Here is a 26,241-nt window from a genome sequence, read left to right on the forward strand (position 1 = left end):
GGTTTACCAGAACATGTAATACAAGACTAAAATGGGGCTAACTACCCCATTTTTCTTTGAAAGCGTTTAATCTATTTAATTACAATTAAGTAATTGAAATAACTTAATTAATATCATTTAATCTGGAAATAACGTTAAAATAGCAAATATATCTCTTCTTTTCATTATCTGCAGAATTCGCACAGGTTTATATGCTCACAGAACAACTCATGATGTTACTCGGGGTAACCGAACAGGCCGCCTTTATGTTAATGATGCTATTTTGGCTGACTCACTCGCGGTTATTTCAAAACATCATAAAAAACCCGAAGCGTAAACCGATTGAAAACCTAATCATCTCAGTATTGTTTATTTCATTTGGCGTATTCAGCACTTATACCGGTTTGAATATTGAAGGCGCTATACTCAACGCCCGCATCATCGCTGTCCTCGCAGGGGGGATATTATTTGGACCTTGGGTTGGCATCTCTAACGGTCTGATTTCTGGCTTACACCGATATCTTATCGACGTCGGCGGTCCAACATCACTCGCTTGTCTGATTACCAGCGTTAGCGCGGGGATTTTTGCTAGTTGGATCCACTTTAAATATCAACCCAATCAATATGCCAAACTGGGGATTATTGCAGGTGTGTTGAGCGAAGGATTTACGATGGTACTGATCGTACTGCTCGCCGATGATACGCAACAAGCAATCGAGATAGTGACGTTGATTGGCTTACCTATGATTACCTGCTCTGTGTGTGTCGGGCTTATCATTAAACTCGTTGTCGATCTCGACGAAGAAAAAAGCAATGTCGCCGCGACTCAAGCTAAGCTAGCGCTCGATATTGCCAATAAAACACTCCCCCACTTTCGCAGTCGAGCCCCTGACTCGCTAAATTCCGTCTGCAATATAATCCAACAAGAAACCCATGCAGATGCGGTTGCGATTACCGATACCAGTAGCCTCATTGCGTCGGTCGGCATACATCAACATAATCGAGTTGGTTCTTCGTTAGCCATTAGTGGCATGACCAAAAAAGCAGTTGAAACAGGGCAACTCATCGTCAATAATAATTTGGAGAATCATGGCTTCAAATCTCTCATTCTGATCCCGTTATGGGAAAACGGGATCGTGACAGGCACATTAAAAATCTTCTATCATCAGCCAAATCAAATTCATCCTGCATTAAAAGAAATGGCTATCGGTCTATCACAACTGATGTCAACGCAGATGGAGGTATCGAAAATAGAAGAGTTACGGGCAATGACCAAAAAAGCGGAATTCTCAGCGCTACAAAGCAAGATTAACCCACACTTTCTATTTAATGCACTCAATGCAATTTCATCATTAATCCGAATAGACCCAAGTAAAGCCAGACTGCTCATCATCAATTTAGCTAATTTTTTACGCTACAACCTTGAGCAAGAAGTTGATTTTATCGATATTCAAGATGAGTTAGCGCAAGTCAAAAACTATGTCGCTATCGAAAAAGCCAGATTTGCTAATAAACTCGCAGTTGAATTTGATATCGACGAGGTCAATTGTAAGATCCCTTACTTGCTTATTCAGCCTTTGGTTGAGAACGCTATTTTACATGGCATACAACCGTCATCGGCAGGAGGTAAGGTGACCGTTTCAGTCAAAAAACAGCCTCAAGGTTATCATGTTCACATTAAAGATACGGGGGTGGGGATGAAACAAAGCGTGATTGACCGACTCTATGCCGGTAGCTTAGATGCGCACAGTATCGGCTTGAATAATGTCCATCAAAGACTGATTTTATTATACGGTAATGGCTTGCATATCGAGTCCTCAGAAAAAGGCACTGATATATCTTTTCATATCGCCTAAACAAATGAAGGCTTAATAAAGTATCTTTATGATAAATTCAATATAAAAAACGAGGCAAAAAAATACCTAACAGCATCTACTGTTAGGCATCTTTATGATTCGGGGTTTTTGCTGCAAACAAAAATGAGCCCCCTTTACTACCTTGCTTACTATCTTGCTTACTACATGCGAGTTGTACGCGAGGTATTAGAACCAAACTTCAACTTGCATATATACAGTATAGTCACTATCGCCTTTACTTGATCCCACCATCATCGCTTTAGCGTTATTTACGCTTTTAAAACCATGAAATCCAGAACGAATAACAACTATTTAATTAACGTTAATCAACAAAATTCTCGTCGTTACATGCTTCAACTTGTCGTTGTAATACATGCTGCCCTTGAAGCATAGGGAACTCGATCGACAGTTCTGGTTTTGCAAACGATAATACCCCTATTTGCTCATCATAACTGTCTTGCACACATCTCGCCGCCACTGCAATACCATTTACGCACAAAAGCATAGTTTGAGTATTAAAATCAACAACTACCCCGGCTTCCAACACAGTTAATACGACCTGGTATTTAGCATGGTCCGCAGCCGTTAGTGTTAATTCCAGCACCGTGGTTGTTGGCTCACGATAACAAATTTGGTAACGTTGTATCGCATTCTCAGGGCGAGAAAATGTCACTTTAAGTCCGTTAGATTGACCAAATGCAACATCAGCATCAAACGTCTGCCATTGAGACGGTAAACAGGGTGACAAAGAGACCGCATTACGCATTAATTCAGGGCTAAAACCTAAATAATCTTGATAACCATTACGAGTAAACTCTGACACTGACCATGCTTGAGCATAGGTACCCGTTGTCGTTATTTTTCCCTCAGGGGTAGTAAATGCATCTAAGTTCTCACTCATTGCTCCACGGTGACCAATATAAAGTATTTGTTCGCCTAATTGCTTGCTCAGTTCATAAGCAAAATCTGCATAACCATATCGAATCAAACTCGATACCGTAAAGCCAGAATTCCACCCCCAAATAGTCCCATTATGGTATGCCGCATCTTTATGATATTCATCGCGATTATCATGATAAGGATGGAAAATATCATCATGTTGTGACAATGACGTGATCCCCCAGGGAAACAATAATTCACTCACTGCATTTTTAACTATCTGAGCACCAATATTATCTTCGACTAATGGCTTATCAAACGGCACGCTAATGGTCATTAATTGGTTTGGTCGGACCTGTAAATCACCACTCTTATCACTTCTTAATCGATCTGCGAGTAAACATTTGTCTCGGTCCCAGAACATAGATATAAAATTAGCTTTCACTTTTTCAGCCATGAATAAGTAACGTGCGGCGCTGGTCTCATCACCACTTAATTTGGCTAATTCCACGGCAACCGTCAGGCTGGTAAACCATAGAGCCTGAATATCATTGGCACGATTACCACGTGATGACCAAGGTAACTTACCTTCCAATTTTGCATCCATCCAAGTATCTGGATCACGATGCGTCATGAAACCAAACTCATCAAGGTAGTTTTTCTCGATACCGTCAATGTATGTTTGGACTACAGGATAAACAGCTTGAGCGTAGGCTTTATCTCCGCTGTAACGAAGGTAATCCCAAAGTTCTCGTACCATCCACGGCGTACCATCCGTCGTGTTATAGATAATATTACTGAGACTGGTTACTCGGTTCGGAATGCGACCATAATTGATACTTTGATCATCGCTTAATTGCATCGATGCAAAGTTATCAAGAATGGCTTTCGCATCGTTAAAATCACCATTAACCAAGGTTATACCGGGTAAAGCAATGAACGAGTCACGCCCCCAACAGTCTTTAAACCACGGTAAACCTGCCCATATCCCTTTGCCAAACTCATTTGAGACAAACACTTTCCCCGATGCTTTAGCCCACATTAATGCCCGGTTATATTCGATATCAGACGTCCATAAATAACTATTAGTCAGCATGTCGTAAGTTTGTTGAATATGTGCGGTGTAGCCATCTTGTTCTAATAAATACGTTGCTTGATCTATAGCCGCTTGTGCTGATTCTGCAAAAGCCAAATAAACAGTCAAATCGGTTTCTGCCGCTACAGTTTCAATCATGGGTTTTACATGATTACCATTTAAATGCATGCACTCATTAAGCGCTGGGTGATCGGTAAATACAGTCTCTTTGAAACTAAACGGCTTATTAGCCGAAATGGCAATATAACTTGGCGTATTATCTTGGCGTAATGCGGGGTCTAGCGCATAAACAATACCCTGTTCGAATTCAGTTATTGTTGATGCATTAATGGCTAAATTTAGCTGCAGTGCAATCGCAAGTGTAGCAGGTTCAGCCGAATGTACAGATAACACGGCACCACGTTGTTGTGACAACAACATCAGTGTATCGGTACTGTTATTATCGTAAAGGTGTGTAACGCCATACGGGTAGATATTGGCAATAGGAGCAGTGGTTTTATCGTTAATCACATTATCAACAAATGATCCAAACGAACCTAAATACCAGCCTTGTTTATGACGGTATTTCCCAGCGGCGACAAAACGTTGAGTAGCACCTTCATAAAAACCATCGACGTTATCACCAAATGCAAAAGCAGCGCTCTCCTCAACTCGAATAGCCAGTTTTTCAAACAGTGTATCCGCCGATATGACTGGAGCAGGCTTTGAGTTAAGTTTTTTATTTACAGTATGAATATCAGTGAACCAAACACTGGCTAACTCACGATTCATCTCGGCGTTAAGACTCTCGCCACCAGCAGTGATAATTAGCTGATGAGAGAACGTTGAGGCGTCACTCGAAGATGTGCCCAGTACCAGTAAAGTAATGGTATATAACCCGATCTCTGGTGCAGTAAACAGCAAGTCATTACCAATTCCTCTTGCCGGTACTAGTGTTTGATTATTATCCAAATAACAAGGTGTGGATTTTTGTTTATTCGCCGAAAAAGTCAGCGCGTCACTGCCTTGTTGATCTGATATTTTGAAACTATGTTGATCCGCAGATAAACAGATAACGGCTTGATACCGACTTTTCCCCACGAAAGACATCGGCGTATCGTCACCCCAGCCATTAAAGCTACCTTTCACGTACAGCTGCTCAACATAAGGTTCTAAAATTAAATCATCCACAATTAATCCTTAACAACAATGCCGTTTTCTTCTCTACTGAAGAACTGCACTCAAATATAATAAAAACGCAGAATAAAGCTGCGCAGTGGTTTTATTACTCGTTAATACATCATGTTTAGTCGGACATGACCGTAAAAATAGTTAACTGCTATAATTAATAGGTTGTGATGATAAGACATCATCAAAAACAACGTCCGGTATTAACACGTCTTAAACTTCTTTAAGGAGAAGAATGATGAAACTTAACGCCTTACTTATCGCTATTAGCTTATTCTTTGCCAATATTGCGATAGCGTCTGAACACTGTACTTGGTATATAGAAGACCAAGGTTGGTGCACTCCTTATTTCCCAAGCAGTATTCTTTCCCCATCGCAAGAATAATCTGGTGAAAATAATAAAGCCGTTGATATTCAGCGGTTTTATATTTATGCATCTATTGGTTCAAGCAGGAAGATCTTTGCAGCTAACGCTGGAATCTCGATGGTCAGTTCACCCTTCCCCTCAACGATAAACAATATCTCTCTCTCACGACCATATAATTGCTCGGTGATCGAGTATTCACCATTAAGACACTGCCAGGCATCAATCAGTGTCGACGGTAATTTAATCTGAACTCTCCCTTGATCTTTATCAGAGAAATTGACCATTACCAATATTTTTTGATGACTATCGTAACGACTAAAACAAAATAGTTGCTCATTATAGCTGTCACTATGCTCACGGTTGTAACGATGAATTTCATGATACTCACCGATCATGGCTGAACTGTTCAACGAGAAATTGAGCAATCGCTGGTAGAAGTCACGTAATTCATGCTCTTCACTGGTAAGTAAGCCCCCGTCGAATTGACCATCGTTCATCCAACGTTGGTGATGATTAACACCATAATAGTCAAAGATAGTGGTACGTGAAGGCTGGCCAAATCCTGCATTATCAGCACCCGACTCGCCAACTTCTTGGCCAAAGTAAACCATCGTCGGAGATGAACTGATCGTCGTAGACACTAACATTGCAGGTTTACCTTTATTAGCATCACCCGCAAACTCAGGGCTAGCCACACGTTGCTCATCATGGTTATCAAGGAAGTGCAGCATATGATGCTCAATGTCCATTAACTGCTGCTGTACATCAACGAGGCTATCAGTGGATTCTCGCCCCTGCATCACCAATTTCAATGTGTCATACAGATCAACTTTATCGTAGAGATAATCCATCTTCCCTAAATGAATATAGTCTCGATAGCGCTCAGATTGGTACACTTCGGCCATCAAAAATGCATCGGGGTTGACCTGCTTGATTGCAGAATTCATATAACTCCAAAACTCAATCGGCACCATTTCGGCCATATCGTAACGAAAGCCATCAACGCCGAGAGCAAGCCAGTACAACGCAATATCACGGAACTTATCCCATGAATTTGGCACTGATTTATTTAGCCAAAATGCAAAGTGCGCCTGAATACTTCTTTGATCGTAGCCTTCAGGTAAAAGATCAAAGTCTTTACTGCCGTCAGGTCTCACCCCATAATTGACTTTGACCGTCTCATACCAATCATCACGCATCGGTTGCGCGAGCCGAGAACCGTTACCGGTCCATTTTGCAGGGCATTCTTGATAAGGTGTAGCCAATAACGGGTGCTGCTCGCCCCCTAAAGGCAGGTCGCTATCTTCAGATTCGGGTAATACGAATGGTTGTTTCGGAATATAATAAAAATTATTATCACGATGATATTCAACCGCCGTATTATCCGATATCCCGAAATCATCAATACCTTCTGGGTTACTCATACCTTGATATTTGCGGGCAAGATGGTTTGGCACAATATCAATGATGACTTTCAAACCGTGTTTATGGCTGCGCTCAATTAAGGCTTTAAATTCTGCTAACCGATTGCTAGGGTCAACCGCTAGGTCTGGATTCACATTGTAATAATCTTTAACTGCATAAGGAGAGCCAGCCCGCCCTTTTACAACACTAGGATGATCCGTTGAAATCCCGTATTCGCTATAATCAGCAACAAGCGCATGATGAGGCACTCCGGTATACCAAATGTGTGTCACCCCTAATGCTTTTATTTCACTTAAGGCTTTATCGGTAAAATCATTAAACTTGCCGACCCCATTCTCTGCAATTGTGCCCCAAGGTTTATTAGTCGTATTAGTATTACCAAAAAGACGAGTAAACACCTGATAAACAACATGCTTTTTAACTACATTCGGTTTACTTGACTCTGTCATCAAAAACTCCGGTGACCTCAACGTATCAGTGTCTGCCTGTCTTTTGTATCTTAACTAAGACGGCTGATTGTCATTTACTTTTTAATTAATTCAACAAAAGTTAATTCTGCAGAGCTTGAACCAGCACGCTTCGCTTCTTCCAACAACTGAAGTGCTTTATGCATGTCGTTTTTCCCGACAGCCGCTTTAATTTGCGTATTGTAGAAAGCTTCTGTTTCCGGCAACATTTTTGCGTCGGCAGCTTTATTGGCAGCGGTTGCCGGGACCAATGTTGCTGCAATGGCAGTCACTGGCGCGACAACAGTTTCAGTCACACGGTAAGACCGTAAATTTAACGGTTTAAGGCCTAATTCCAAAGAACCAAACTTCTGATGCTGGATCACAGGATCAGTCACCATTGGTCTCGCTAGGCCAAGATCTTCAGCTCGAATACGCTCAGGGTGTGGGATCTGTATTTCGCCTTTGCGATACTCCTGCGGAGAGTAAACCACCATATACGGAGTGGTAGCCAGATCCATTTCAAAACGATGTTGGTAACTGGCCAGGCTAAACATGCCACCCATTTCAACCTCAAAATCATCCAAACCGACCACATCTACGGTTTCAAAACTTGAGTTTAATAGGATAATTTTAGGTGCCAAAACGCCAGTTGTTCTCATCCAGCTGCTTAAATCAACCTGCATACGTTGGACATTCGCAGGTAATGCAAAAGCGGCGAAATAGCTTTTTCCTTCAGGGAATTCCCCAACTTGGGAATAGTCATCAATGGTAAAATCAATTTTACTACCTTGCATCGGTACCCATGAAAATTCGCTATAGCTAGCACAGCAAACCTGTTTGGTTACCGCCACGTTCTTTTCTATAGATGATGAAGGGGAAGATGCGCAGCCTATTAATGTTACCGCGAGTATTGCGGCAAGTGTCGTTTTTATCATTGTCATATTTTAATCTCCAATAGCCCAGCTAGTCATAATATGTGGGCATATATCTATTATTTCACTGTTTAAAATTAATAGATATATACTCAAAAAGGCAGCTCTAGGGCTGCCTTAAAATCAAATTGGTTTAGAACCAGATTTCAGAATGAATACCAACAATCACTTCACTGTCGCCATTTTTAATGCCGATTCTATCAGCACTAGCTTCATCATCTGCTTTGATGTAACTTACATAAGGTTTGATTTGTGGACGGCCAAAGTAGTCAGCATTAACTGTAAATACAGATGCAATCTCTAGGTTAATAATATTACTCTCTACCGAATCACCTGTGCGTCCCCAGTAACCCTCTTTACCTTCTTCATGACCATAAGATGCCGTCATTTCTAAACGAAGATTATCATTTACTTTATATGAAGGACGTACTGCAGCAAGATAACGAACCAGATCATCGGCACCAAACAATTGATCTAAAGCGGCAAAATAAGTCAACTCAGAGCCCATTTGCCAATTCTCACTAATATTTAGTACACCGTAAGAAGTGAAGAAAATTGACTTCGCCTTATCATCACCACCAGACCAGCCTCCGAAGTTTACGCCACGGTTCTGCCCAACGCCTTCACCGTAAGCAATTGCAGTTTGTGTCCAACCGTCTAGACCGTAGTAGTCACGGTTATAAGTAATCGATGCGCCGATACCACTGTCAGAGTTTGAATCTTTGTTCGCCTGAGACATGAATTTCAGATCAAAATCAAAGCTACCACCAAGGGCTTCAACACCGTAGTAATAGAAATCTGCTGATGTTAATGTAGTTCGCTCAGCCGCTCCATTTTTATTTACTTTACAGTCATTAGGATCAGTAGAAGGCGTACCATCATCTTTCTCGCAATCACCAATACTATATGAATCAGCAGAGCCTGCATCCGGATCGGCACTCACAACAGCAAAACCAGCAGTATTACCTGCAAGTTTTGTTTGAATACCGGCACCTACACCTGAAGATTGTTTCCAGAACTCTCCTGAAAGAAGACCTGCAGCACGATTTAAGTAGCGTTGACCAGCCCAAATAGATGTGTCTTGACCAAGGAAAGGGATAGCGCCGATTTCAATATATGTTTCTTTTACTTCAAATTGAGCTGTATCGTTCTCTTTTTGGCTACCTGAAGAAGTATAAGCATAAGAGTTGCCGTTACCGAATTCTGAACGTACTACAAAATTAGACCATACACCATTTTGGAACTCCGTATGTTTCTTGATAACAAATTCTACTTGGTTAGTACTTTTACCGTGAGTACCAGCTGTCAGGTAATCAGTCTTTCCGTATTCAGTATCAATTGTTTCACCTTCAACCATACGGTAGTTCATTGAACCGTAACCGTTTACCTCCCAGCCATCGGTTAATACATCAGTGCCTGATTCAGCTGCTACATTGTAAGACGTTAATGCTACAAGTATCGCCGCAGCTACGGGTAAAAGTTTATGAGTCATGAGTGTATCCCTTCATTAATTATTATAAGAGTTGTTTAGTCATCTTTTCGGTAATTATATTAAGCTTTGATAGCGTTTTTCGCCTCATCCTCACGGGGGAGTAGCAGGGGGGAGGGGGTGGACGTAGTAAAAAGTCTATATTAGTGTTTCGTGACAACTCTCACGAATATCAGGCGTATTGCTGTAATAAAAATACGAAACCCCAAAATAAAACATGACCAACATCTCTTATTTCAATACTTTAAGACTGTAATGGTTATAAAAAAACATTAACATTTTATTAAATAAATATACTTTTAATTATATTTATTTAAATTCCAGCCTACATAAATCACTCCTTTAGGGATATGTCTTACAAGCAAGCTTTCAATCTCCTATTCACGACACTGAGTGTCAATATTTTGAAGCCAAAAATACAAAAGGCTCTATTCAAACAGCAATGAATAGAGCCTAAACAAGAAAATAATTAACCTTCGATATCAATCAATATCAGTTTATGCTGAGAACAACACAGCAAAAGACTCATAAGGTTTTAGGGTTACGGTAGTACCTAAATGTTGGTGTGATTCATAGTTGAAAATAATACACTCAGCCTCCTCTGTCTGAAGTGACTCAGGCACAGCAACAGTGACGGCGCTGGCCGTAAAATTATTCAGAACAAACAGACGATGCTGCTCATCTGAACGAATATAACCAAATACCTGCTCATGCTCTTCAAATACCGGCTCAAAAATACCATGTACAATCACAGGTAATGACTTACGTAATTGAATCAGCTTCTGATAATGATAAAAAATAGAGTCTTTATCTTCCAACGCCGCATCGACGTTAATTTCAGGGTAATTAGGGTTAACCTGTAACCAAGGCTGAGTCAGTGAGAACCCGGCGTGATCCGTATTGCTCCATTGCATTGGCGTACGACCATTATCACGACTATTTTCATGTACAGCAGCCAACATGGTTTCCGGCGCTACACCATTTTCTGTACGTTCTTTATAAAAATTTAGCGTTTCAATATCACGATAATCATCAATACTGTCGAACGCGACATTCGTCATGCCAATCTCTTCACCTTGATAAACATACGGCGTGCCTTTCATCATGTGCAGCGTTGTCGCCAGCATTTTTGCAGATTCAACACGATACTGACCATCATTGCCAAACTTCGACACGGCGCGAGGGAGATCATGGTTATTCCAGAATAGAGAATTCCAGCCCTCATCGGCCAGTTCGATCTGCCATTTAGTTAGCACTCGTTTGAATTCAGGTAGATCAAGTGCAATAGGGTTCCATTTATCACCGTACTTCCAAGTCAGAGCAATATGCTCAAACTGAAACACCATCGAAAATTCATTACGCGCGGGATCGCTGAACAGTTTAGCCATTTCAGGCGTCGCCCCCCATGTTTCCCCTACAGTAAGCAGATCTTTGTCACCGAAGGTCGCCTTATTCATTTCTTGTAATAGCGGATGCAGACGAGGCCCATTACCAGTAATCTTCTTATCAATTTCCTTACCGATTAGATCGATAACATCAAGGCGGAATCCACCGATACCGCGATCGATCCACCAGTTCATCATCTTATGCACTTCTTCTTGAACTTTCGGATTCTCCCAGTTCAAATCAGGCTGCCTCTTAGAGAACAGGTGGAAGTAATATTCCCCCGTATTGTCATCCCATTCCCAAGCACCCCCACCAAACACCGAACCTTGATCATCCGGTACAGAACCATCTTCTTTTGGCTGGCGCCAAATATAGTAATCGCGGTAGGGATTATCTTTTGATTTACGGGCTTCTGTAAACCAAGGGTGCTCATCTGATGTATGGTTAACCACCAAATCCATAATAATTCGGATATCGCGTTGCTTGGCATCGGCAAGCAACTGCAGCATATCTTCCATCGTGCCAAATTCTGCAGCTATATCTTGATAATCAGAAATATCATACCCGTTATCATCCATTGGTGAACGGTAAACAGGCGATAACCAAATCACATTGACACCTAAGGATTTCAGGTAATCCAGTTTGCCGATAATACCTTGCAGGTCACCCATACCATCATTATTAGAATCACAAAAACTACGTGGATAAATCTGGTAGACAACGGCATCGTGCCACCACTTTGGGGTCATTTTCATAGACAGAATTTCCTTTAAATAGGCTTAAATCGGCTTAAATCAAAAAAGTGATATCTTCAATACCTATATCATAATCTTCTGATTAGCAGTTTAAAAATACCCCATCGCACACGTGATATAGGTTTTCTCTATATCACAGGTCATTTAAGAGAGCTAAATCACAAGTTTCAATGGATCCGGATTCCCACCAAATTCAATAAATGTGATACTTATCGCCAAACTCTTTCAGCCACATAGTCATTACGTTATGGATAAAAGCTACAAACAATTTCTTGTCGTCGCCGAGCTGAGTAATATCAGCCTTGCTGCCAGCCATTTAGGTCTTAGCCAGCCAACGCTCACCAATAACATAAAAAAGCTCGAAGCTAACTTTGATGTGCCTTTATTTATCCGCAAATCTAAAGGTGTTGAACTAACTGAATATGGACGATTATTGCAGGAACAAGCGCTCGAACTGCAACGCCGTCACGACTCACTGTTACACAAAATGGCAGATCTTAAAGAGAGAAAAACTGAAAAAATTAAGATGGGCACCGGTGATGCATGGTGGGAAATTTTTGTTAAAAAAGCGCTCCAGCAATATAGTGACGATAACCCTTCCATCTCGATTCAGCTTGAATTTGGTAACCATCTAAAATTGATGGATATGCTGATACACGGTAAAATAGATTTGTTTGTCGGTCATGAAATCATTGGCTTATCACGGCGCTGCAATGTCACATTTATTCCACTGTTGCAGGATAAAGAAGCGCTGTTTGTCCATCACTCCCACCCTTTGCTTGTTAATCAATTACGAGAAGCAGATACCGAGCTATATCCTTTACTGCAAGTAACGCCTGATTCAGACGCTTATCTGCATTTGATTGAAAATCCACAGCCCAAGCAACTAGAGAGAGAACGAAAAAAAGTATCAGAGCGCATTGTCTATGAGATCAACTCATTGACAGCCAGCATCGATATTCTTAGCTCAACAGCGGCAATTATGCCCTATCCACTGAGCATGGCAGATTACTTTTTACAGGCAGATATAATGCCCTTGCCGTTAGCCCAAGATGGTCAAACTGGTACAGTTGGGATTTATCACTTAAATGAAATACTGGTAAAACACGTCGCAGATATCAAGCATCAGTTGATATTGAATGGTAAGTTAATTTAGGGGGGTTGTAGTGGTTAAGTCTATTCGTGAGATATTTCAACAGCGTCATGACAAATATAAGGCACCCGGATTTAATCCGGAGTACCTTTATTTTCACCCGTAGAATTGGCTAAATTATGAAGCGATTATCAGCTTCAGTTCAACTTTTTGTTTTACAGGCTGCGCCGTTGTACTAACGCTCACAACACCATTTTGCTGCGTCCATTCGGAGATAACGTTGCCGTTCAATTCAACCGCCTGCACTTTACCTTCAATGCCGTACCATTCAATAGAGACTGGACGGACTGTCGGCGCATCACGATAATGACCTTTAGCTTCAACAGTAAGCAATAACCCGTCTTCTATGATACGGGTTGTCAGACTTGTTTGTCGTAATTCCCCTTTCAGATAAGCACTCGTTGCACCATCATCTTCATACAAAGTGAAAGCACCTTGGCTACCGTAAATTTTCGCCGCCAACGTTAAAGGCACATCGCTAGTGAGTGGCATTTTCTGCTGTGGGTTGACCGGAATAATAGCACCATCACGTGCAAACAACGGCAAGCGGATCACACCGTTATCATAAACTGACTGCTGCTTAAGCCACTCACCTTTACTGACTGTCATCTCGCCAGTGCGATAGTCATACCACTTACCAGCTGGTAAATACAGGTCTAGCGCCTTTTGCCCCATTTTAGCAATAGCGGCACCCAGTAAGTCTTTACCCATCATTTTTTGAGCTGACAGATTCACGGCCTGCGGATCATTGCCATAATAATAATCCATTGATGGGAAAACTGGCTCAGCCGAATTATTAGCCCGATGAGCAAGCGAATAGAGGTAAGGGATCAACTGATAACGCAGTTTAATACTGGCTTTATTACTGGCTAGATCGCCCACTCTATCCGGTGCAGTTTCTTTACAGTTACACAAGTTTTCAGTGTGCGGGCGAACCGGTACTTCAAACAACGCGCTGTAAGCAAACCATTGGGTATAAGTTTCATTAAGCGCTGCTTCACGCTCACTTGAAGATGCTTTTAATGCCCCGCGATGGAAACCACCAATATCAGAGCTGTAGTAATCAATACCAGATAGCACCATATTAGGCTGCATACTAAATTGAGTGGACAGGCTTTGCAGGTTACTCCCTATATCAGCCGACCACATCGTCGCGCCAAAACGTTGGATCCCCGGCGCACCAGATCGTGACATCATAAACGGGCGAACTTCCGTGTGATTACGCTGATAACCCTGATAGATACTTTCTAACCACTTATAGTTAAATACATTATGAACATCGCCATGCGGTTTATCACCGAGAAAGACGCCATCGGCATTATACATTTCAGGTTCACCCAGATCAGTCCAGTGCCCTATAACTCCCATATCAATTAAAGGTTTTCGTTTCCAGTCATGCCAATAATCACCACCAGCAACATTGGTCCAGTCGATCATACCGCCTTTACCCCACCAATGGCCAAGACCATTAGGATCAGTATCAATCGCTTTACCTGTTTTCGGATCTTTTATCAAATAACCTTTGTCATCTAGCGTCTGATGTTCATCCAGTCCCTCACTGACATAAGACTCTTCGATCAGTATCATACCAACGCCTTGCTTCTTAAGATATTGGATTTTCTTTTCTGGCTCAGGAAAGTTTTTTACATCCCATGTTAAGGATCCCATCTGGCTGACGGGGCTGAAACTGTCAACATTACCGAACCACTGCAGGTCCATAACAACCCCGTCGATCGGGAACGCTTGTTGTTTTAAGGTTTTGAGTTTGTCATCCATCTCTTCCCAGTTATCAAAACCGTACTCTGACAGCCACATACCAAACATTTTACGCGGTGGAACCAAGGGGTTACCGACCAACTTCATATATTGCTGCCTAAGATCTGCTAATCCCTCTCCCGCCATCAGCAAAAAGCTTGGTTTACCTTGTGATACCGAGACCTTCCAAGGTGTTTCCATGAAATCCCAATTAGCCGCATAGATAGTATCAAGATACAGAGCGTAATTTTGTTGCTTAGGATTGGTGGCGTATAAGATAGGGAATTGAGTATTACCCGTTGCACCACCCTCATAGCCTTCCATTTTGTTGCCGCCTTGGCGCTTAAAGCCAAGCCAATTACTATTTAATTCACCTGGAGAATGAAACTCCTGACCCAAGCCATTAAGTTGATAATCGCCTTGCGAAAGCAAAGTGAAACTATGTTCCTTATTAGGACAAACGTCTGTGAGTTTCCCTTGCTTGAAGGATGTCACAGACACACATAAGTTTTGAGCATTAACGGTCACTTGAAGATTTTGCGTCGTAAATCCACCTGCGATTTCATTCAGCTTAACGGCACCATTTAGTTTAGCGATATTGATCAGTTCAGTCGTGGGTAAAGCGGTGTCTTTTGACTGAGCTTTGTAGGCAATATGAATGATGTCATCACTTAACACATCAATTGCTAAATGATGACCCTGTCGTTGTGATTTTTCCAACAACATCGACTGGTACTGGTTAACTATCTCATCATCAAGCTCTTCTTTCAGGGCGGTAATAAACGCCTCCCTGCTATAAAACGTATTTCCAATTAAAGGCTTAAGCGTTTTACGCACATCAATTTCAGGCATGGCTTTGCGCATTCTAAAAATATCTACGGCTTCCAGTCGATAACTGCTGTCACTTTGATAGCGAAAACTTTCGACTTCTGCATAAACAGAACCACTCACCGCAAGTAAACTCGGCACCGCAATTCCCAAAATGAGGCGCTGCATTGACATTTTGTTCATATAATATATTTCCTTCATTGCTAATTGTTTTTACAACTCATGAATTGAAAATCAAATATCCACCATCATAATAAAGTAATTAAAAAACAATTAAATCAACCCTTTGAAACAGTTATAAGGAGGAGATTAAGAGAGGAGAAGATATCAATTATGAAGCGAGTCACACTCGTAAGGCTTAGTATCACAATTAAGCAACAGAAAATGTATGCAGATAATTACATCCATCACACTTTGTAGGTATGGTTAAATAAAAATGCCACGCTGCACTATAGTAAGTTCAGCTAACACTACACTTCAAAAATCAGCGCATCTGCAAATTAATTGTCATTATGCGTTGCAATTTGCGAATGCGCTAAAGAACAAAACTATAAACCACTGTTTACAAAGGGATTTAATATTGGCTTAAGATATGCATTACAACCTAGGTACACATCAAAATGCACTTTCAAGGACTGAGGAATGATAATATGATTAAGTTTACCTCTCTACGTTATATATTCGTCTCACTATTACTTTATGTAGTAACACCAAACCTGCTCTACGCAGCGCCTTTTGATTTGTGCCCTACCGAGGCGTTCTTATCTCAATACAACAATAACGCCACTCATTATAAGTCTGTCGATTTATCTACCGGTTCAGTAAAGACGATACAAATCGACGATAACTTAGGCACGGATGTCGTAAATGCTATCGCCTTCAACGAAACCGACCGCTATATTTACGGCTTCAATAAGCAAGCACTCGCCTTGGTCAAATTTGATCGTAACTTTAAAGCCACGGTATTACCTTTTACGAATCCGCCGACTAATAATTTTTATGTCGGTGATATTTACAATAATAAATATTATTTTTATCGCAAAAATACTGGCCTTTTCTATACCAGCTTAGATTCCAGCGATGCTGGATACCTCACGATCAACAAAATAGGCGGTGCCAATCAAAGCATGGGCATTGCCGACTTTGCCTTTCACCCTATTGATGGCAACATATATGCAGTTGAAAGCTCAACCGGTGATCTCTATCGTATAAACCCAACCAATGGTACTGCCAGCGTCGTCGCTAACACAGGGTTCACGGCACCCGGCAGCGCGTTTGGCGCCGCTTATTTCGATATTTTAGGTAACCTTTATTTTGTCCGTAACAATGATGGCAATATTTATCGCACCGATATTACCGATCCAAATAATATTTCTGGTGCCACCGTATATTTTGCCCAAGCATCACCAACCAACAGTAATGATGGTGCCCGCTGTGCTAATGCCCCAGTGATATCTTCGAATACCGATTACGGTGATGCACCTGATACTTACGGCACCACATTAGCTAACAACGGTGCCCGTCACTTGATTAACTACTACAACTACTTTTTAGGCTCGAGTGTCGATGCAGAATCAGATGCGAGAATTTATCCAAGTTCTGATGACAGCATCAGTATTAATGATGAAGACGGGATCATATTTAAAACCAGCCTAACCCCAGGCTTAGATGGTCAAGTCAATGTCGTCATTGGCGGTGAAGCAAGTAGTTACCTCAATGCTTGGTTTGATTGGAACCGCGATGGTGACTTCAATGACGCCAACGAACATGCAATTAGTGGTTTACAATTACTACCCGGCAGTCATGATGTACTTTTCCGTGTGCCAGATGATGCTAGTGCTGGCGCAAGCTGGTCACGCTTTCGCGTCGGCAATGTCGAAGATGCCAGTAATAATGGCGGTTATGTGTATGGCGAAGTTGAAGATTATCAAATCAACATCTCGACAGCCAATACCACCTATTTACATTACCCGAGTCAAAATGATTTTGTCACCATTGCCTACGAAGATATGTGGCCAGAAGTCGGTGATTATGATTTTAATGATGTATTAATTCATTATCGAGTCACACAAGTCATGCAAAACGATAAAGTGGTCAGAATCGATATAGCTGGAGAGCTCGCTGCCTACGGTGCTGATTATTCTAATGGTTTTGCAATACAATTACCCGGTATCGCCCGTTCACAAATCGATGAGAGCTTGATTAAACTCCGCCATAATGGCCTGGTATTACAAGATAAAACACCTCTCGAGCAAGGCCAAACTAATGCAGTGGTGATTATTACCGAAAATCTCAAGCATACTTTTCTGAAAAATAATTGTGGATTAAGTTTCTATCGGACAGAGCAGGGCTGCGGAAATAGCGATCTATTCACATTTGATATTACCATCCCACTAACGACGCCTCTTGCTCTCTCAGCAATGCCAGACATGCCATTAGACCCTTTCATCTTTGGCAGTGAAAATCGCAGTCGTAATGATTTCTACGGTAGTACTATGCCAGGTCGCGCCTTTGAAGTGCATTTAGCGGATAACCCTGTTACCGATCTTGGTAGTACCAGCTATTTTGGCCTGCATGATGATACTTCACAAGCCCCATCAAGAACCTACAGAGACGAGCGCAATTTACCTTGGGCGATAGTAGTCGGCGCTGAATGGAGTCCTGCGTATGAAGGTACTGATATCTCTATTGCTTATCCAGAATTTATTGACTTTATTCTCAGTGGTGGAGTTCTAAATGTCGATTGGTTTAATCACCCTAATACCAACAAAACGTATAAGTAGGTATCGCTATGAACATTAATCAACAATTACTCATTTGCACGGTTGTTTCCCTGTTTATTTCTGCCTGTGGCGGCAGTGACTCGCCATCGGGAAACACCGTAACGCCACCCACTAATAAAACGATACCCACGGTGGACGGTGCCAAACAAGTATTGACCGAAGATGAAGACAGTTTTATTCCAACAGCAAGTAATAACAACAGCTTAAAAAACATCACCGCTCCAAGTACATTAACCTATCGAGCATCAACAACCATGCAGTTGCAGGTGGACTCTAACAGTGCTCAACCCTGTAATATCAATATTTATAAAGAATACGATACCCTTTCAGACTCGGGGTTCACCCCAGATCCAAGTAGTCAGGTCATGCAAATAGATTCCGAAACTTGCAGTTATTCAGGCCCTATTTATATTTTAAACCAACAAAAAACCTTGCTAGCTGAAGTCGTATCGTTACAGCATGCAACCACCAGTTATCATGAAGTACTCATCACTAACAATACCATCACCCTTAGCGTTAACTAACTCAGTGAACCTAACATTTACCTCCCACAATCAGCAACAAGCACATATATACCCACGTTAATTCAAGATGCTGATTGTGTATCTTGAAGTAGCTTGGGTATAATAATCTGGATTCACTTATTCAGAGGTCGCTTAAATGCGCTTAACCATCTTCCACAAATTGTTTATCTCGTTAATACTCATTAGTATGCTAATGATGGTAAGCATGGCATTACTGATCAATAACAGCTTTCAAAATGGTTTTCAAAGCTACCTAAACCAGAGTGAAGTCGAACGCATTGAAAACATGGCTGAAAATATCAGTGACTATTACTCAGTAGAGCAAGGCTGGCGCAAACTCCAACAACAGCCTGAGTTATGGCGACAGCTGTTAAGAAATATTGGCGAGCATCCCCGAAAACCCAAAGAGCTTGCTGATATGCCGGCAAGAAAAAGCCGTTCTAATTATAACCGACTCGAAGTACGTCTTAATTTACTCGATGCAAATGGTAAATCCCTTATTGGTAACCGCAAAAACTTAAAGCGTTTACATGACAATGTACAAATTACCAAGGTTGCAATCACCCAAGATACACAGACCATTGGCTGGTTATCCATTATCCAAAGAGAAAATATTAAAGGCCATTTAGCCGAACGTTTCTTAAGACAACAACTCGACAACTTTTATTGGATTGCAGCTTGGGCAGCGCTGTTCTCATTCATTGTTGCCGCGTTATTAGTACGTCATTTTTTAAAACCACTCAAAAACTTAGATAACGCCGCAAAGTCGTTATCCAACGGTAACTTTGATTATCAAATCGATGTGCGTGGTAAAGATGAATTGGCCGAGTTATCGCTCGCCTTTAACCTATTAACCACCAAACTCAAGACCCAGAAACACGTTCGAGAACAATGGTTATCTGATATATCTCATGAGCTACGCACCCCGATTGCAGTATTGCTCAGTGAAATAGAAGCCATTGAAGACGGTATCCGCAAACCCGAACCCAAATATATTAGATCATTGCACGATCAAGTCATGACCCTGACCCGGTTAGTTGATGATTTATATGCATTATCATTATCTGATAGTGGTGTGCTTATCGATACGTCACAGAAAGTCGATATCACTAATATCATCAATAATATTGCCAATCAAAATGAAGTCCGTTTAGCCGACAAAAAAATTGCAATACAGCGCTTATACGATCGCAACCAATGCACGTTATTACACGCCGATGCCAAATCATTAGCCCAGCTAATTGGTAATTTATTTGAAAACAGTTATCGCTATACCAATCCAGTAGGCCAGATACACATCAACCTGCAACAGACTCACGACTCCGTGTTATTAACCATTGAAGACAGCGCGCCTGGTGTGCCGGACGAAGCCTTACCGAAACTGTTTGACCGCTTATATCGGGTCGATAAATCTCGCAGTCGTGCCTATGGCGGTTCCGGTTTGGGTTTATCTATTTGTGAAAACATCGTCAAGATGCATAATGGTCATATCAGTGCCCAGCATTCCGCACTTGGCGGCTTAAAAATAACGATATCACTTCCGATTAAGGACAATTAATCCATGACTCCGTTAGTAAAAACAATACTCGTGGTTGAAGATGAACCATCACTGGCCATCGTGTTATGTGAATACCTTGCCCAAGCAGGATTTCAAACCCACATCATTGATAATGGCCTTGAAGTAATTGACTGGGTAAAACAGCACAAACCAGATCTGCTTATTTTAGATTTAATGTTGCCCTACCGTGATGGTCTCGATATCTATCGTGAATTGCGCACCTTCAGCCAAATACCCGTCGTGATGGCCACTGCGCGTGTCGATGAAATTGATCGTTTATTAGGACTTGAACTCGGCGCGGATGACTATATCTGCAAACCATATAGCCCACGTGAAGTCGTTGCTCGCATCAAAAATGTATTACGCCGAACTGCCGAAGTAGCAGCACCGTCAACACCACATGGCCTAGTGATTAATGATGAGCAAATGAAAGCCACGTTCGACAATCATGAGCTAACGTTAACACCCGCAGAATTTCGTCTGTTAAGCTTTTTTAATCAACATTCAGGTCAAGTATTTAACCGAGACCAGCTGATGCAAAAAATTTATGCGGACCATCGCTTAGTCACCGACCGTACCATTGATAGTCACATCAAAAACTTACGTAAAAAATTACAAGATGCAGCACCGGACAATGAATACATCAAATCCATTTATGGGGTTGGCTACCGCTTTACGCTGTAGTTTTCTTCGTTTTTTGAACATGATGCTTAATCTCCACATTTTCTCCACATTTTATCCATAATGCCTGCGCATTTGTTGCTTATAGTTACCCCATCAACAGATTAACTCACGGAGAGTTAATCTTGTTTAAGCCTAACAACAAGCAACAAGTGAGATCATGATGAAAAAGACATTCTTTATTACCGCCGCCTTATTAACAGCGATGACTACCACGACGTTTGCTTATGCAGACAATGACAACAAACAACGCAATCATGTGTCTTTTGAACAAATGGACACCAACCAAGATGGTCAAGTATCTAAAGACGAAGCAACAGGACGTCTCGCCGAACACTTTGAAAAATTAGATAGCGACAATGACGGCTTCGTTAGCAAAGCAGATTTACCAAACAAAGGTAAACACCATAAAGGTGAAAAATTTGCAGCAATGGACACCAACAACGATGGCAAGATTTCAAAAGATGAAGCCACAGGCCGTTTAGCTGAAAACTTTGATAAACTAGATACTGATAACGACGGTTTTATTACCAAAGCTGACATGCCAAACAAAGGTAAACATCATAAAGGTAAAAACCACAAAGGCATGATGTTCAAAAAAATGGACACCAACAATGACGGTAAAATTTCAAAACAAGAAATGAACGACCACTTTGATAAATTAGATTCAAACGGTGACGGTTTCATTACTAAAGAAGATATGAAAGCGCAATATAACAAACGTTAATTAACTGAAAACCATAATCACTCAATCCCAAAAATGCCTGTTAGTTTTCGCTAACAGGCATTTTTTATTAACCGATCACCTGTTTTTTAACCAAGAAGTATAACTTTAGTGTTAACTAGATCATGTTTATTCGTGTAAAAGCTCCTTTTAACTATCTGAATTACATAAGATGAAGCTAACCTATAAATGTGACCTAGCTAACAAACTAAGTGTGAGTGATTTATGTCGAAACCTTATCCCCTTGGTGCAAACTTGCAGCCTGCGAACAGCTTAAAACCACAAGGCTGTAACTTTGCGATATATGCACCGGATTGCGCCAATTTGCAGCTAGTCTTATTTAATGGCAAGACCCAATGCAGTTACACCATCGACAACAAATATGCCGATGTGCATCATATTTTCATTGCCGGCATTAGCGCGGGACAAGAATATGGTTTCTCAAGTAATATAGACGGTCAAGACTGGCTACTACTCGACCCCTATGCCAAAGCGATCAGCAAAGCGCCTTATTATGAACCGCCTTACAGTGCCGAAAAAAGTTGGCATCTAGCCAAAGCGCTCGTCACCGATAATGCCTTTGATTGGCAAAATGTACCCCAGCCTGATGTACCGCTGGCTGAAACAATTTTATTAGAAACCCATGCCAAAGGCTTTAGCAAATTAAACCCGGCGATCACTTCAGCTGCGCCAGGTAGCTATCAAGCATTATCAGACCCTGCCAATATCACCCTATTAAAACAACAAGGTATTACCAGCGTACAGCTCCTACCAGTTGCTGTGTGCATGCACGAACCGCACTTATTAAATCAACAAGGGGTGAATTTTTGGGGTTACAGTACCCTTGCTTTCATGGCACCCGATCCGCGCTATGCGACGGTTGATGCGGTCACCGAATTAAAAACTGCAATCAGAGAATTACATAAAAACGGCATCGAAGTTATTTTAGATGTGGTCTTTAACCATACCGCAGAAGGTGGACAAGATGGACCAACCTTCAATTTAAAAGCACTCGACCATCGTTATTACTTGCGTGATGAAAACGGTCTACGTAACTACACTGGTTGCGGCAATAGCTTGGACTTAACCCATCAAGCCAGTCTTAATTTAGTTATGGACAGCTTGCGCTATTGGGTAAGTGAATATCATATTGACGGTTTCCGCTTTGATTTAGCCGCTACATTAGGCCGTAACGGCGATCGCTTCAATCAACAAGCACCGTTCTTCCACGCTGTTGCGCAAGATCCGATTTTACAACCGACCAAACTTATCGCTGAACCTTGGGATATTGGCCCTGATGGTTATCAGTTGGGTTATTTCCCAGATGGTTGGAACGAATGTAACGATAAATTCCGCGATACTGTGCGCAGCTTTTGGCGTGGCGATCACGGGTACTTAAAAGATTTTGCCACCCGTATCATGGGCTCTCGTCACTTCTTTAGTGGTGGACGCTGGCCACACAAACTCCCCGTTAATTACATCGCTTATCATGATGGTTTTACCCTGCAAGACTTAGTGTCTTACAACGATAAACACAACGGTGCCAATGGTGAAAATAATCGCGACGGTCATGGCGATAACCGCTCGTACAATTGCGGCGTTGAAGGTGTTACCGATGATGTCGAGATTATCGCCTTTCGTGAAAAGCAAAAACGTAATTTGATCACGACTCTGCTGTTTAGTTTTGGTATTCCACATCTTTTGGCTGCCGATACCGTGTCTCATACCCAGGGCGGTAACAACAACGCCTACTGTCAGGATAATGAGATAAGTTGGTTAAATTGGCAAATGGACGACGCTAAACAAGAATTTCAAGACTGGTTAAGCAAGATGATCGCAGCGCGTAAACAATACATGCTGCCGTTCATTGCCGCGTTTACTGGCGATGGTCGTAATGATCACCGTATCAGTTGGTACTGCAGTAATGGCGAAGTGATGCAACAACATGACTGGGAGAATCAAAGTTGTTTAGGCCTACACCTCGGGCTTGATACCAATGGCGATGAGTTATTGTTGTTATTCAACCAAATAGATACGCCTGTCGACTTTAAACTGCCGCAAGTACCGCCAATTTGGCACCGTGTTTGTGATACCAGTTCAATGCACCTTGCGCCACTGAATGTAAACGCCCACTATCAACTAGCTGCTCGTTCAATGGTGATCTTACAGCGCAGGGGCACTTGTGTTACTGCCAGTGCTATTACGACGAGTACTGTCGATACTGTCTAAAGCACTGACGCGTTTAATTTCTTGGGGGCTGAAATAAGCCTCTCGTAATTGCGCGATTTCAAGCTGTTGTTGCTCACTGTCGCTATTATCATCAGGCGCGTTATGGGTAATAACAGTCAACTCTTTTCGATATTCAGCTAACTTTATTTGCCACTGCTGACGCTTCTCATCTAATACAGCTAAACGGTCTGCCACTTCGGGTGAAAATGATTGTTGGGTAAAATCTTGTAGTTCAGCCTGACTCGCCCCTTGTGCTTGTAAGGCCTGATACTGCTGACGATATTGATTGAGTTGATTAGCATTGTGCTGTTGCGTCAATAACCATGTTGGCGCGGTGGTATCTAACGCCGCTTTCGCAGCCTGTTTTTCAGCGCTATTGAATGACACATTTTTATTAATCGTAGCCAAACTTAACATGTAAGCTTCGTACTCATCAGCTTGACCAAAAAAAGCGACAATAACATCATCATCTAAATAGCTAGCGCGCGCATCAAGAACCATCTCACGCACTTGAATGACATTGTCTAACGCATATTCACCGCTATTTTCGCCATCAATACTCTGCTCAAATTGCTGTTTGATCGCAGTCACTTCATTTAAATATTGTAGATAACCCGAAAGTATATCCATACCTTGGGTCAACGCTGGTTCAGTAAGTTGTAATTTGAGGCTATGTTGAATACGAGTAACGATAATATCTAAACTTTCCTCGCCCATGGCAGAGAGATAAAAATCAAATAGATGCTGAATTTTTTTGTTAATAACCAATTCACCAAACTCATTCACATCCAGTGTCAATGGCAACGGCGAACCTAATAATGAGCTAGGCAATAACAACGGCACAGCTTGTTGTTCAATATTTTTAGCAAGCACGTTATCACCCCGATTAACTAAGGCATCGATGGCTTCAGGCGCTAATGGGTAACTCGCCTGCTGCGTAGATTTTGCTGCAATACTATGCACAATACTATGCGCATCCGCTTGCACATCCTCTTGCAAATAGCCTTGCGAAAAAAATAGCGTGCCCCCAACAAGCGCAATAACCGACGATAATCCAACGACAATAAGCGGACTTGATTTCAATGACATGGCCAGACTCCATCTAACGCGGTTGTGTAGATAGCTAATCATGATGAATAGCTATCTACTTTAAATAACTAATTACAGTCCAGCGCTCGTTAACCGCTTCGCATGTGCGGCATATAAAGGTAATGGGCTAGTACTGCCTAGGCCACGTAAACCAAACATGCCATTAATTTCATCGGCGTGATTCATGGTGTAATCATCACGGATAACTTTACCTAAATGCGTTGAACAACGACCCACAACACCATCATTCGCTTCATCTATCGTCAGGTAAGTCACCGCCAGTAAACCATCGGCAAGATCCAAGACATTAGAGTTAAGCACGGGGTTATAGGTACCGCCCCATGAGTAATAAGCAACGTCATTCACTTTATGATCGCCGTCATTGACTGAATAATCATAAACCCAATTTGGCCACCACCACGAACCCGCGTTATAACTCGGCGTGGCTTTACACTCACCTTGTCTTAAACCTTCAGGATATTTGGTATTGAAAATAGCCGCATCTTTAGAGTTCAAGGCTTCCAGCGAACCCATCGCATTTACTGCGTTATCATTATTACCAGTAGCAACCGCGAGTAAACTCGCAACCGCATTACCAATCGCCATTGCCGGGCCTTCTAATGGTGAATCTTTAATGACATCGGCAGTACCAGAACCTCGATGCGGAGAACCTACTGACGTAACTGACGCGATCAACTCAGGTCGAACCGAGGCCACGTAGCGTGAATCAATCCCGCCTTGAGAGTGGCCAATTAAATTAAACTTCTCAGCCCCCGTCACCGCACTCAGCTGTTCTAAATAACTCAGCAACTGCTCGCCACGGACTTCACTGGTATCATAACCACTGACTTGTGGTGTATATACATCTGTCGCGCCAACATCGGCTAACGCACCTTTTACACCATAAAAATAATCTGCTAACACACTATCAAACCCAGCTAAGCCATGAACTAATACCACCGGATATTTAGTTTTTCCCGAAGTATCTGCATGCACAGGTGCCACGATGAAGCACAAGGTTCCAACCAAGACAGAGAGTAAAGTCCGCGTTTTCTTTAACATAGCTAATCCTTTATTTTTGAGTTATCGAAAAATGCGCACCCGTTAGTGACTACCTGTCCCGTTTGAGTGCAGGAA

17 protein-coding genes are annotated in these 26,241 nt (G+C 41.9%); 9 read left to right on the plus strand and 8 right to left on the minus strand.

All coding sequences use genetic code 11. The features are described 5' to 3' along the window. Positions 1-191 precede the first annotated feature (191 nt). On the plus strand, positions 192-1,835 hold the full coding sequence (locus A923_RS0106575) for a sensor histidine kinase (protein WP_017220871.1): 1,644 nt from the start codon (positions 192-194) through the stop codon (positions 1,833-1,835). Between the two features lie 322 nt (positions 1,836-2,157). Here the strand turns inward: A923_RS0106575 and A923_RS0106580 are convergent, their stop codons facing one another. Then, complete coding sequence (locus A923_RS0106580; protein ID WP_017220872.1) at positions 2,158-4,980, minus strand: amylo-alpha-1,6-glucosidase; 2,823 nt, start codon at positions 4,978-4,980, stop codon at positions 2,158-2,160. Positions 4,981-5,212: 232 nt separating this feature from the next. On the opposite strand from A923_RS0106580, the gene A923_RS22945 reads away from it, so the two are divergent. Then, positions 5,213-5,362 (plus strand): hypothetical protein, encoded by a 150-nt coding sequence (locus A923_RS22945; RefSeq protein ID WP_157532778.1) that lies wholly within the window; start codon positions 5,213-5,215, stop codon positions 5,360-5,362. Positions 5,363-5,406: 44 nt separating this feature from the next. Here A923_RS22945 and A923_RS0106590 read toward each other — a convergent pair whose 3' ends face one another. The 4 genes from A923_RS0106590 to A923_RS0106605 all read right to left on the minus strand — a co-directional run bounded on the left by A923_RS0106590 (position 5,407) and on the right by A923_RS0106605 (position 11,780). After that, a complete protein-coding gene (locus A923_RS0106590; RefSeq protein ID WP_017220874.1) occupies positions 5,407-7,218 on the minus strand; it encodes an alpha-amylase family protein in 1,812 nt (603 codons plus the stop codon). Positions 7,219-7,292: 74 nt separating this feature from the next. After that, positions 7,293-8,159 carry a MalM family protein gene (locus A923_RS0106595; RefSeq protein ID WP_017220875.1) on the minus strand — a complete coding sequence of 289 codons (867 nt, stop codon included), beginning with the start codon at positions 8,157-8,159 and terminating at the stop codon, positions 7,293-7,295. A gap of 124 nt (positions 8,160-8,283) precedes the next feature. Continuing rightward, positions 8,284-9,642: a carbohydrate porin gene (locus tag A923_RS0106600; protein WP_017220876.1), complete on the minus strand. Its 1,359-nt coding sequence runs from the start codon at positions 9,640-9,642 to the stop codon at positions 8,284-8,286. Between the two features lie 494 nt (positions 9,643-10,136). After that, entirely contained in the window at positions 10,137-11,780 is a 1,644-nt protein-coding gene (locus A923_RS0106605; protein ID WP_017220877.1) for a glycoside hydrolase family 13 protein, read from the minus strand. A 247-nt stretch (positions 11,781-12,027) separates the two neighbouring features. Here A923_RS0106605 and A923_RS22040 point away from each other — a divergent pair, with 247 nt between their 5' ends. Then, positions 12,028-12,936, plus strand: a complete 909-nt coding sequence (locus A923_RS22040) for a LysR family transcriptional regulator (RefSeq protein ID WP_017220878.1) — start codon at positions 12,028-12,030, stop codon at positions 12,934-12,936. 114 nt (positions 12,937-13,050) lie between these two features. Here A923_RS22040 and A923_RS0106615 read toward each other — a convergent pair whose 3' ends face one another. Then, the gene (locus A923_RS0106615) at positions 13,051-15,699 is read right to left on the minus strand and encodes a TIM-barrel domain-containing protein (protein ID WP_017220879.1); all 2,649 of its coding nucleotides are present in this window, start codon (positions 15,697-15,699) and stop codon (positions 13,051-13,053) included. A gap of 467 nt (positions 15,700-16,166) precedes the next feature. Here A923_RS0106615 and A923_RS0106620 point away from each other — a divergent pair, with 467 nt between their 5' ends. The 6 genes from A923_RS0106620 (at position 16,167) to glgX (ending at position 24,015) form a co-directional block, all read left to right on the plus strand. Further along, on the plus strand, positions 16,167-18,299 hold the full coding sequence (locus A923_RS0106620) for an LruC domain-containing protein (RefSeq protein ID WP_017220880.1): 2,133 nt from the start codon (positions 16,167-16,169) through the stop codon (positions 18,297-18,299). 8 nt (positions 18,300-18,307) lie between these two features. Continuing rightward, positions 18,308-18,823: a hypothetical protein gene (locus A923_RS0106625; protein ID WP_017220881.1), complete on the plus strand. Its 516-nt coding sequence runs from the start codon at positions 18,308-18,310 to the stop codon at positions 18,821-18,823. A 136-nt stretch (positions 18,824-18,959) separates the two neighbouring features. Next, complete coding sequence (locus A923_RS0106630; RefSeq protein ID WP_017220882.1) at positions 18,960-20,381, plus strand: ATP-binding protein; 1,422 nt, start codon at positions 18,960-18,962, stop codon at positions 20,379-20,381. Positions 20,382-20,384: 3 nt separating this feature from the next. Further along, positions 20,385-21,065 (plus strand): response regulator, encoded by a 681-nt coding sequence (locus A923_RS0106635; protein WP_017220883.1) that lies wholly within the window; start codon positions 20,385-20,387, stop codon positions 21,063-21,065. Between the two features lie 157 nt (positions 21,066-21,222). Continuing rightward, complete coding sequence (locus A923_RS0106640) at positions 21,223-21,789, plus strand: EF-hand domain-containing protein (RefSeq protein WP_026006114.1); 567 nt, start codon at positions 21,223-21,225, stop codon at positions 21,787-21,789. Positions 21,790-22,011: 222 nt separating this feature from the next. Then, a complete protein-coding gene (gene glgX / locus A923_RS0106645; protein ID WP_017220885.1) occupies positions 22,012-24,015 on the plus strand; it encodes a glycogen debranching protein GlgX in 2,004 nt (667 codons plus the stop codon). On the opposite strand, the gene A923_RS0106650 is transcribed toward glgX, so the two are convergent. Both A923_RS0106650 and A923_RS0106655 read right to left on the minus strand, forming a co-directional pair. Beyond that, the gene (locus tag A923_RS0106650) at positions 23,950-25,104 is read right to left on the minus strand and encodes a lipase secretion chaperone (protein WP_017220886.1); all 1,155 of its coding nucleotides are present in this window, start codon (positions 25,102-25,104) and stop codon (positions 23,950-23,952) included. The two genes, glgX and A923_RS0106650, sit on opposite strands and share 66 nt — an antisense overlap. A gap of 72 nt (positions 25,105-25,176) precedes the next feature. After that, positions 25,177-26,166 carry an esterase/lipase family protein gene (locus A923_RS0106655; protein ID WP_017220887.1) on the minus strand — a complete coding sequence of 330 codons (990 nt, stop codon included), beginning with the start codon at positions 26,164-26,166 and terminating at the stop codon, positions 25,177-25,179. Positions 26,167-26,241: the final 75 nt, after the last annotated feature.

Origin of the sequence: Moritella dasanensis ArB 0140 (genome assembly GCF_000276805.1) — a bacterium.
GTDB classification, from domain to species: Bacteria; Pseudomonadota; Gammaproteobacteria; order Enterobacterales; family Moritellaceae; genus Moritella; species Moritella dasanensis.

Bases quoted from the DNA above. Each gene is read 5' to 3' on its own strand.
- A923_RS0106635 (WP_017220883.1), top strand. From the start codon at position 20,385: ATGACTCCGTTAGTAAAAACAATACTCGTGGTTGAAGATGAACCATCA.
- glgX (WP_017220885.1), top strand. From the start codon at position 22,012: ATGTCGAAACCTTATCCCCTTGGTGCAAACTTGCAGCCTGCGAACAGC.
- A923_RS0106630 (WP_017220882.1), top strand. From the start codon at position 18,960: ATGCGCTTAACCATCTTCCACAAATTGTTTATCTCGTTAATACTCATT.
- A923_RS0106595 (WP_017220875.1), bottom strand. From the start codon at position 8,159: ATGACAATGATAAAAACGACACTTGCCGCAATACTCGCGGTAACATTA.
- A923_RS0106590 (WP_017220874.1), bottom strand. From the start codon at position 7,218: ATGACAGAGTCAAGTAAACCGAATGTAGTTAAAAAGCATGTTGTTTAT.
- A923_RS22945 (WP_157532778.1), top strand. From the start codon at position 5,213: ATGATGAAACTTAACGCCTTACTTATCGCTATTAGCTTATTCTTTGCC.
- A923_RS0106640 (WP_026006114.1), top strand. From the start codon at position 21,223: ATGATGAAAAAGACATTCTTTATTACCGCCGCCTTATTAACAGCGATG.
- A923_RS0106650 (WP_017220886.1), bottom strand. From the start codon at position 25,104: ATGTCATTGAAATCAAGTCCGCTTATTGTCGTTGGATTATCGTCGGTT.
- A923_RS0106575 (WP_017220871.1), top strand. From the start codon at position 192: ATGCTCACAGAACAACTCATGATGTTACTCGGGGTAACCGAACAGGCC.
- A923_RS22040 (WP_017220878.1), top strand. From the start codon at position 12,028: ATGGATAAAAGCTACAAACAATTTCTTGTCGTCGCCGAGCTGAGTAAT.
- A923_RS0106615 (WP_017220879.1), bottom strand. From the start codon at position 15,699: ATGAACAAAATGTCAATGCAGCGCCTCATTTTGGGAATTGCGGTGCCG.
- A923_RS0106625 (WP_017220881.1), top strand. From the start codon at position 18,308: ATGAACATTAATCAACAATTACTCATTTGCACGGTTGTTTCCCTGTTT.
- A923_RS0106605 (WP_017220877.1), bottom strand. From the start codon at position 11,780: ATGAAAATGACCCCAAAGTGGTGGCACGATGCCGTTGTCTACCAGATT.
- A923_RS0106655 (WP_017220887.1), bottom strand. From the start codon at position 26,166: ATGTTAAAGAAAACGCGGACTTTACTCTCTGTCTTGGTTGGAACCTTG.
- A923_RS0106600 (WP_017220876.1), bottom strand. From the start codon at position 9,642: ATGACTCATAAACTTTTACCCGTAGCTGCGGCGATACTTGTAGCATTA.
- A923_RS0106620 (WP_017220880.1), top strand. From the start codon at position 16,167: ATGATTAAGTTTACCTCTCTACGTTATATATTCGTCTCACTATTACTT.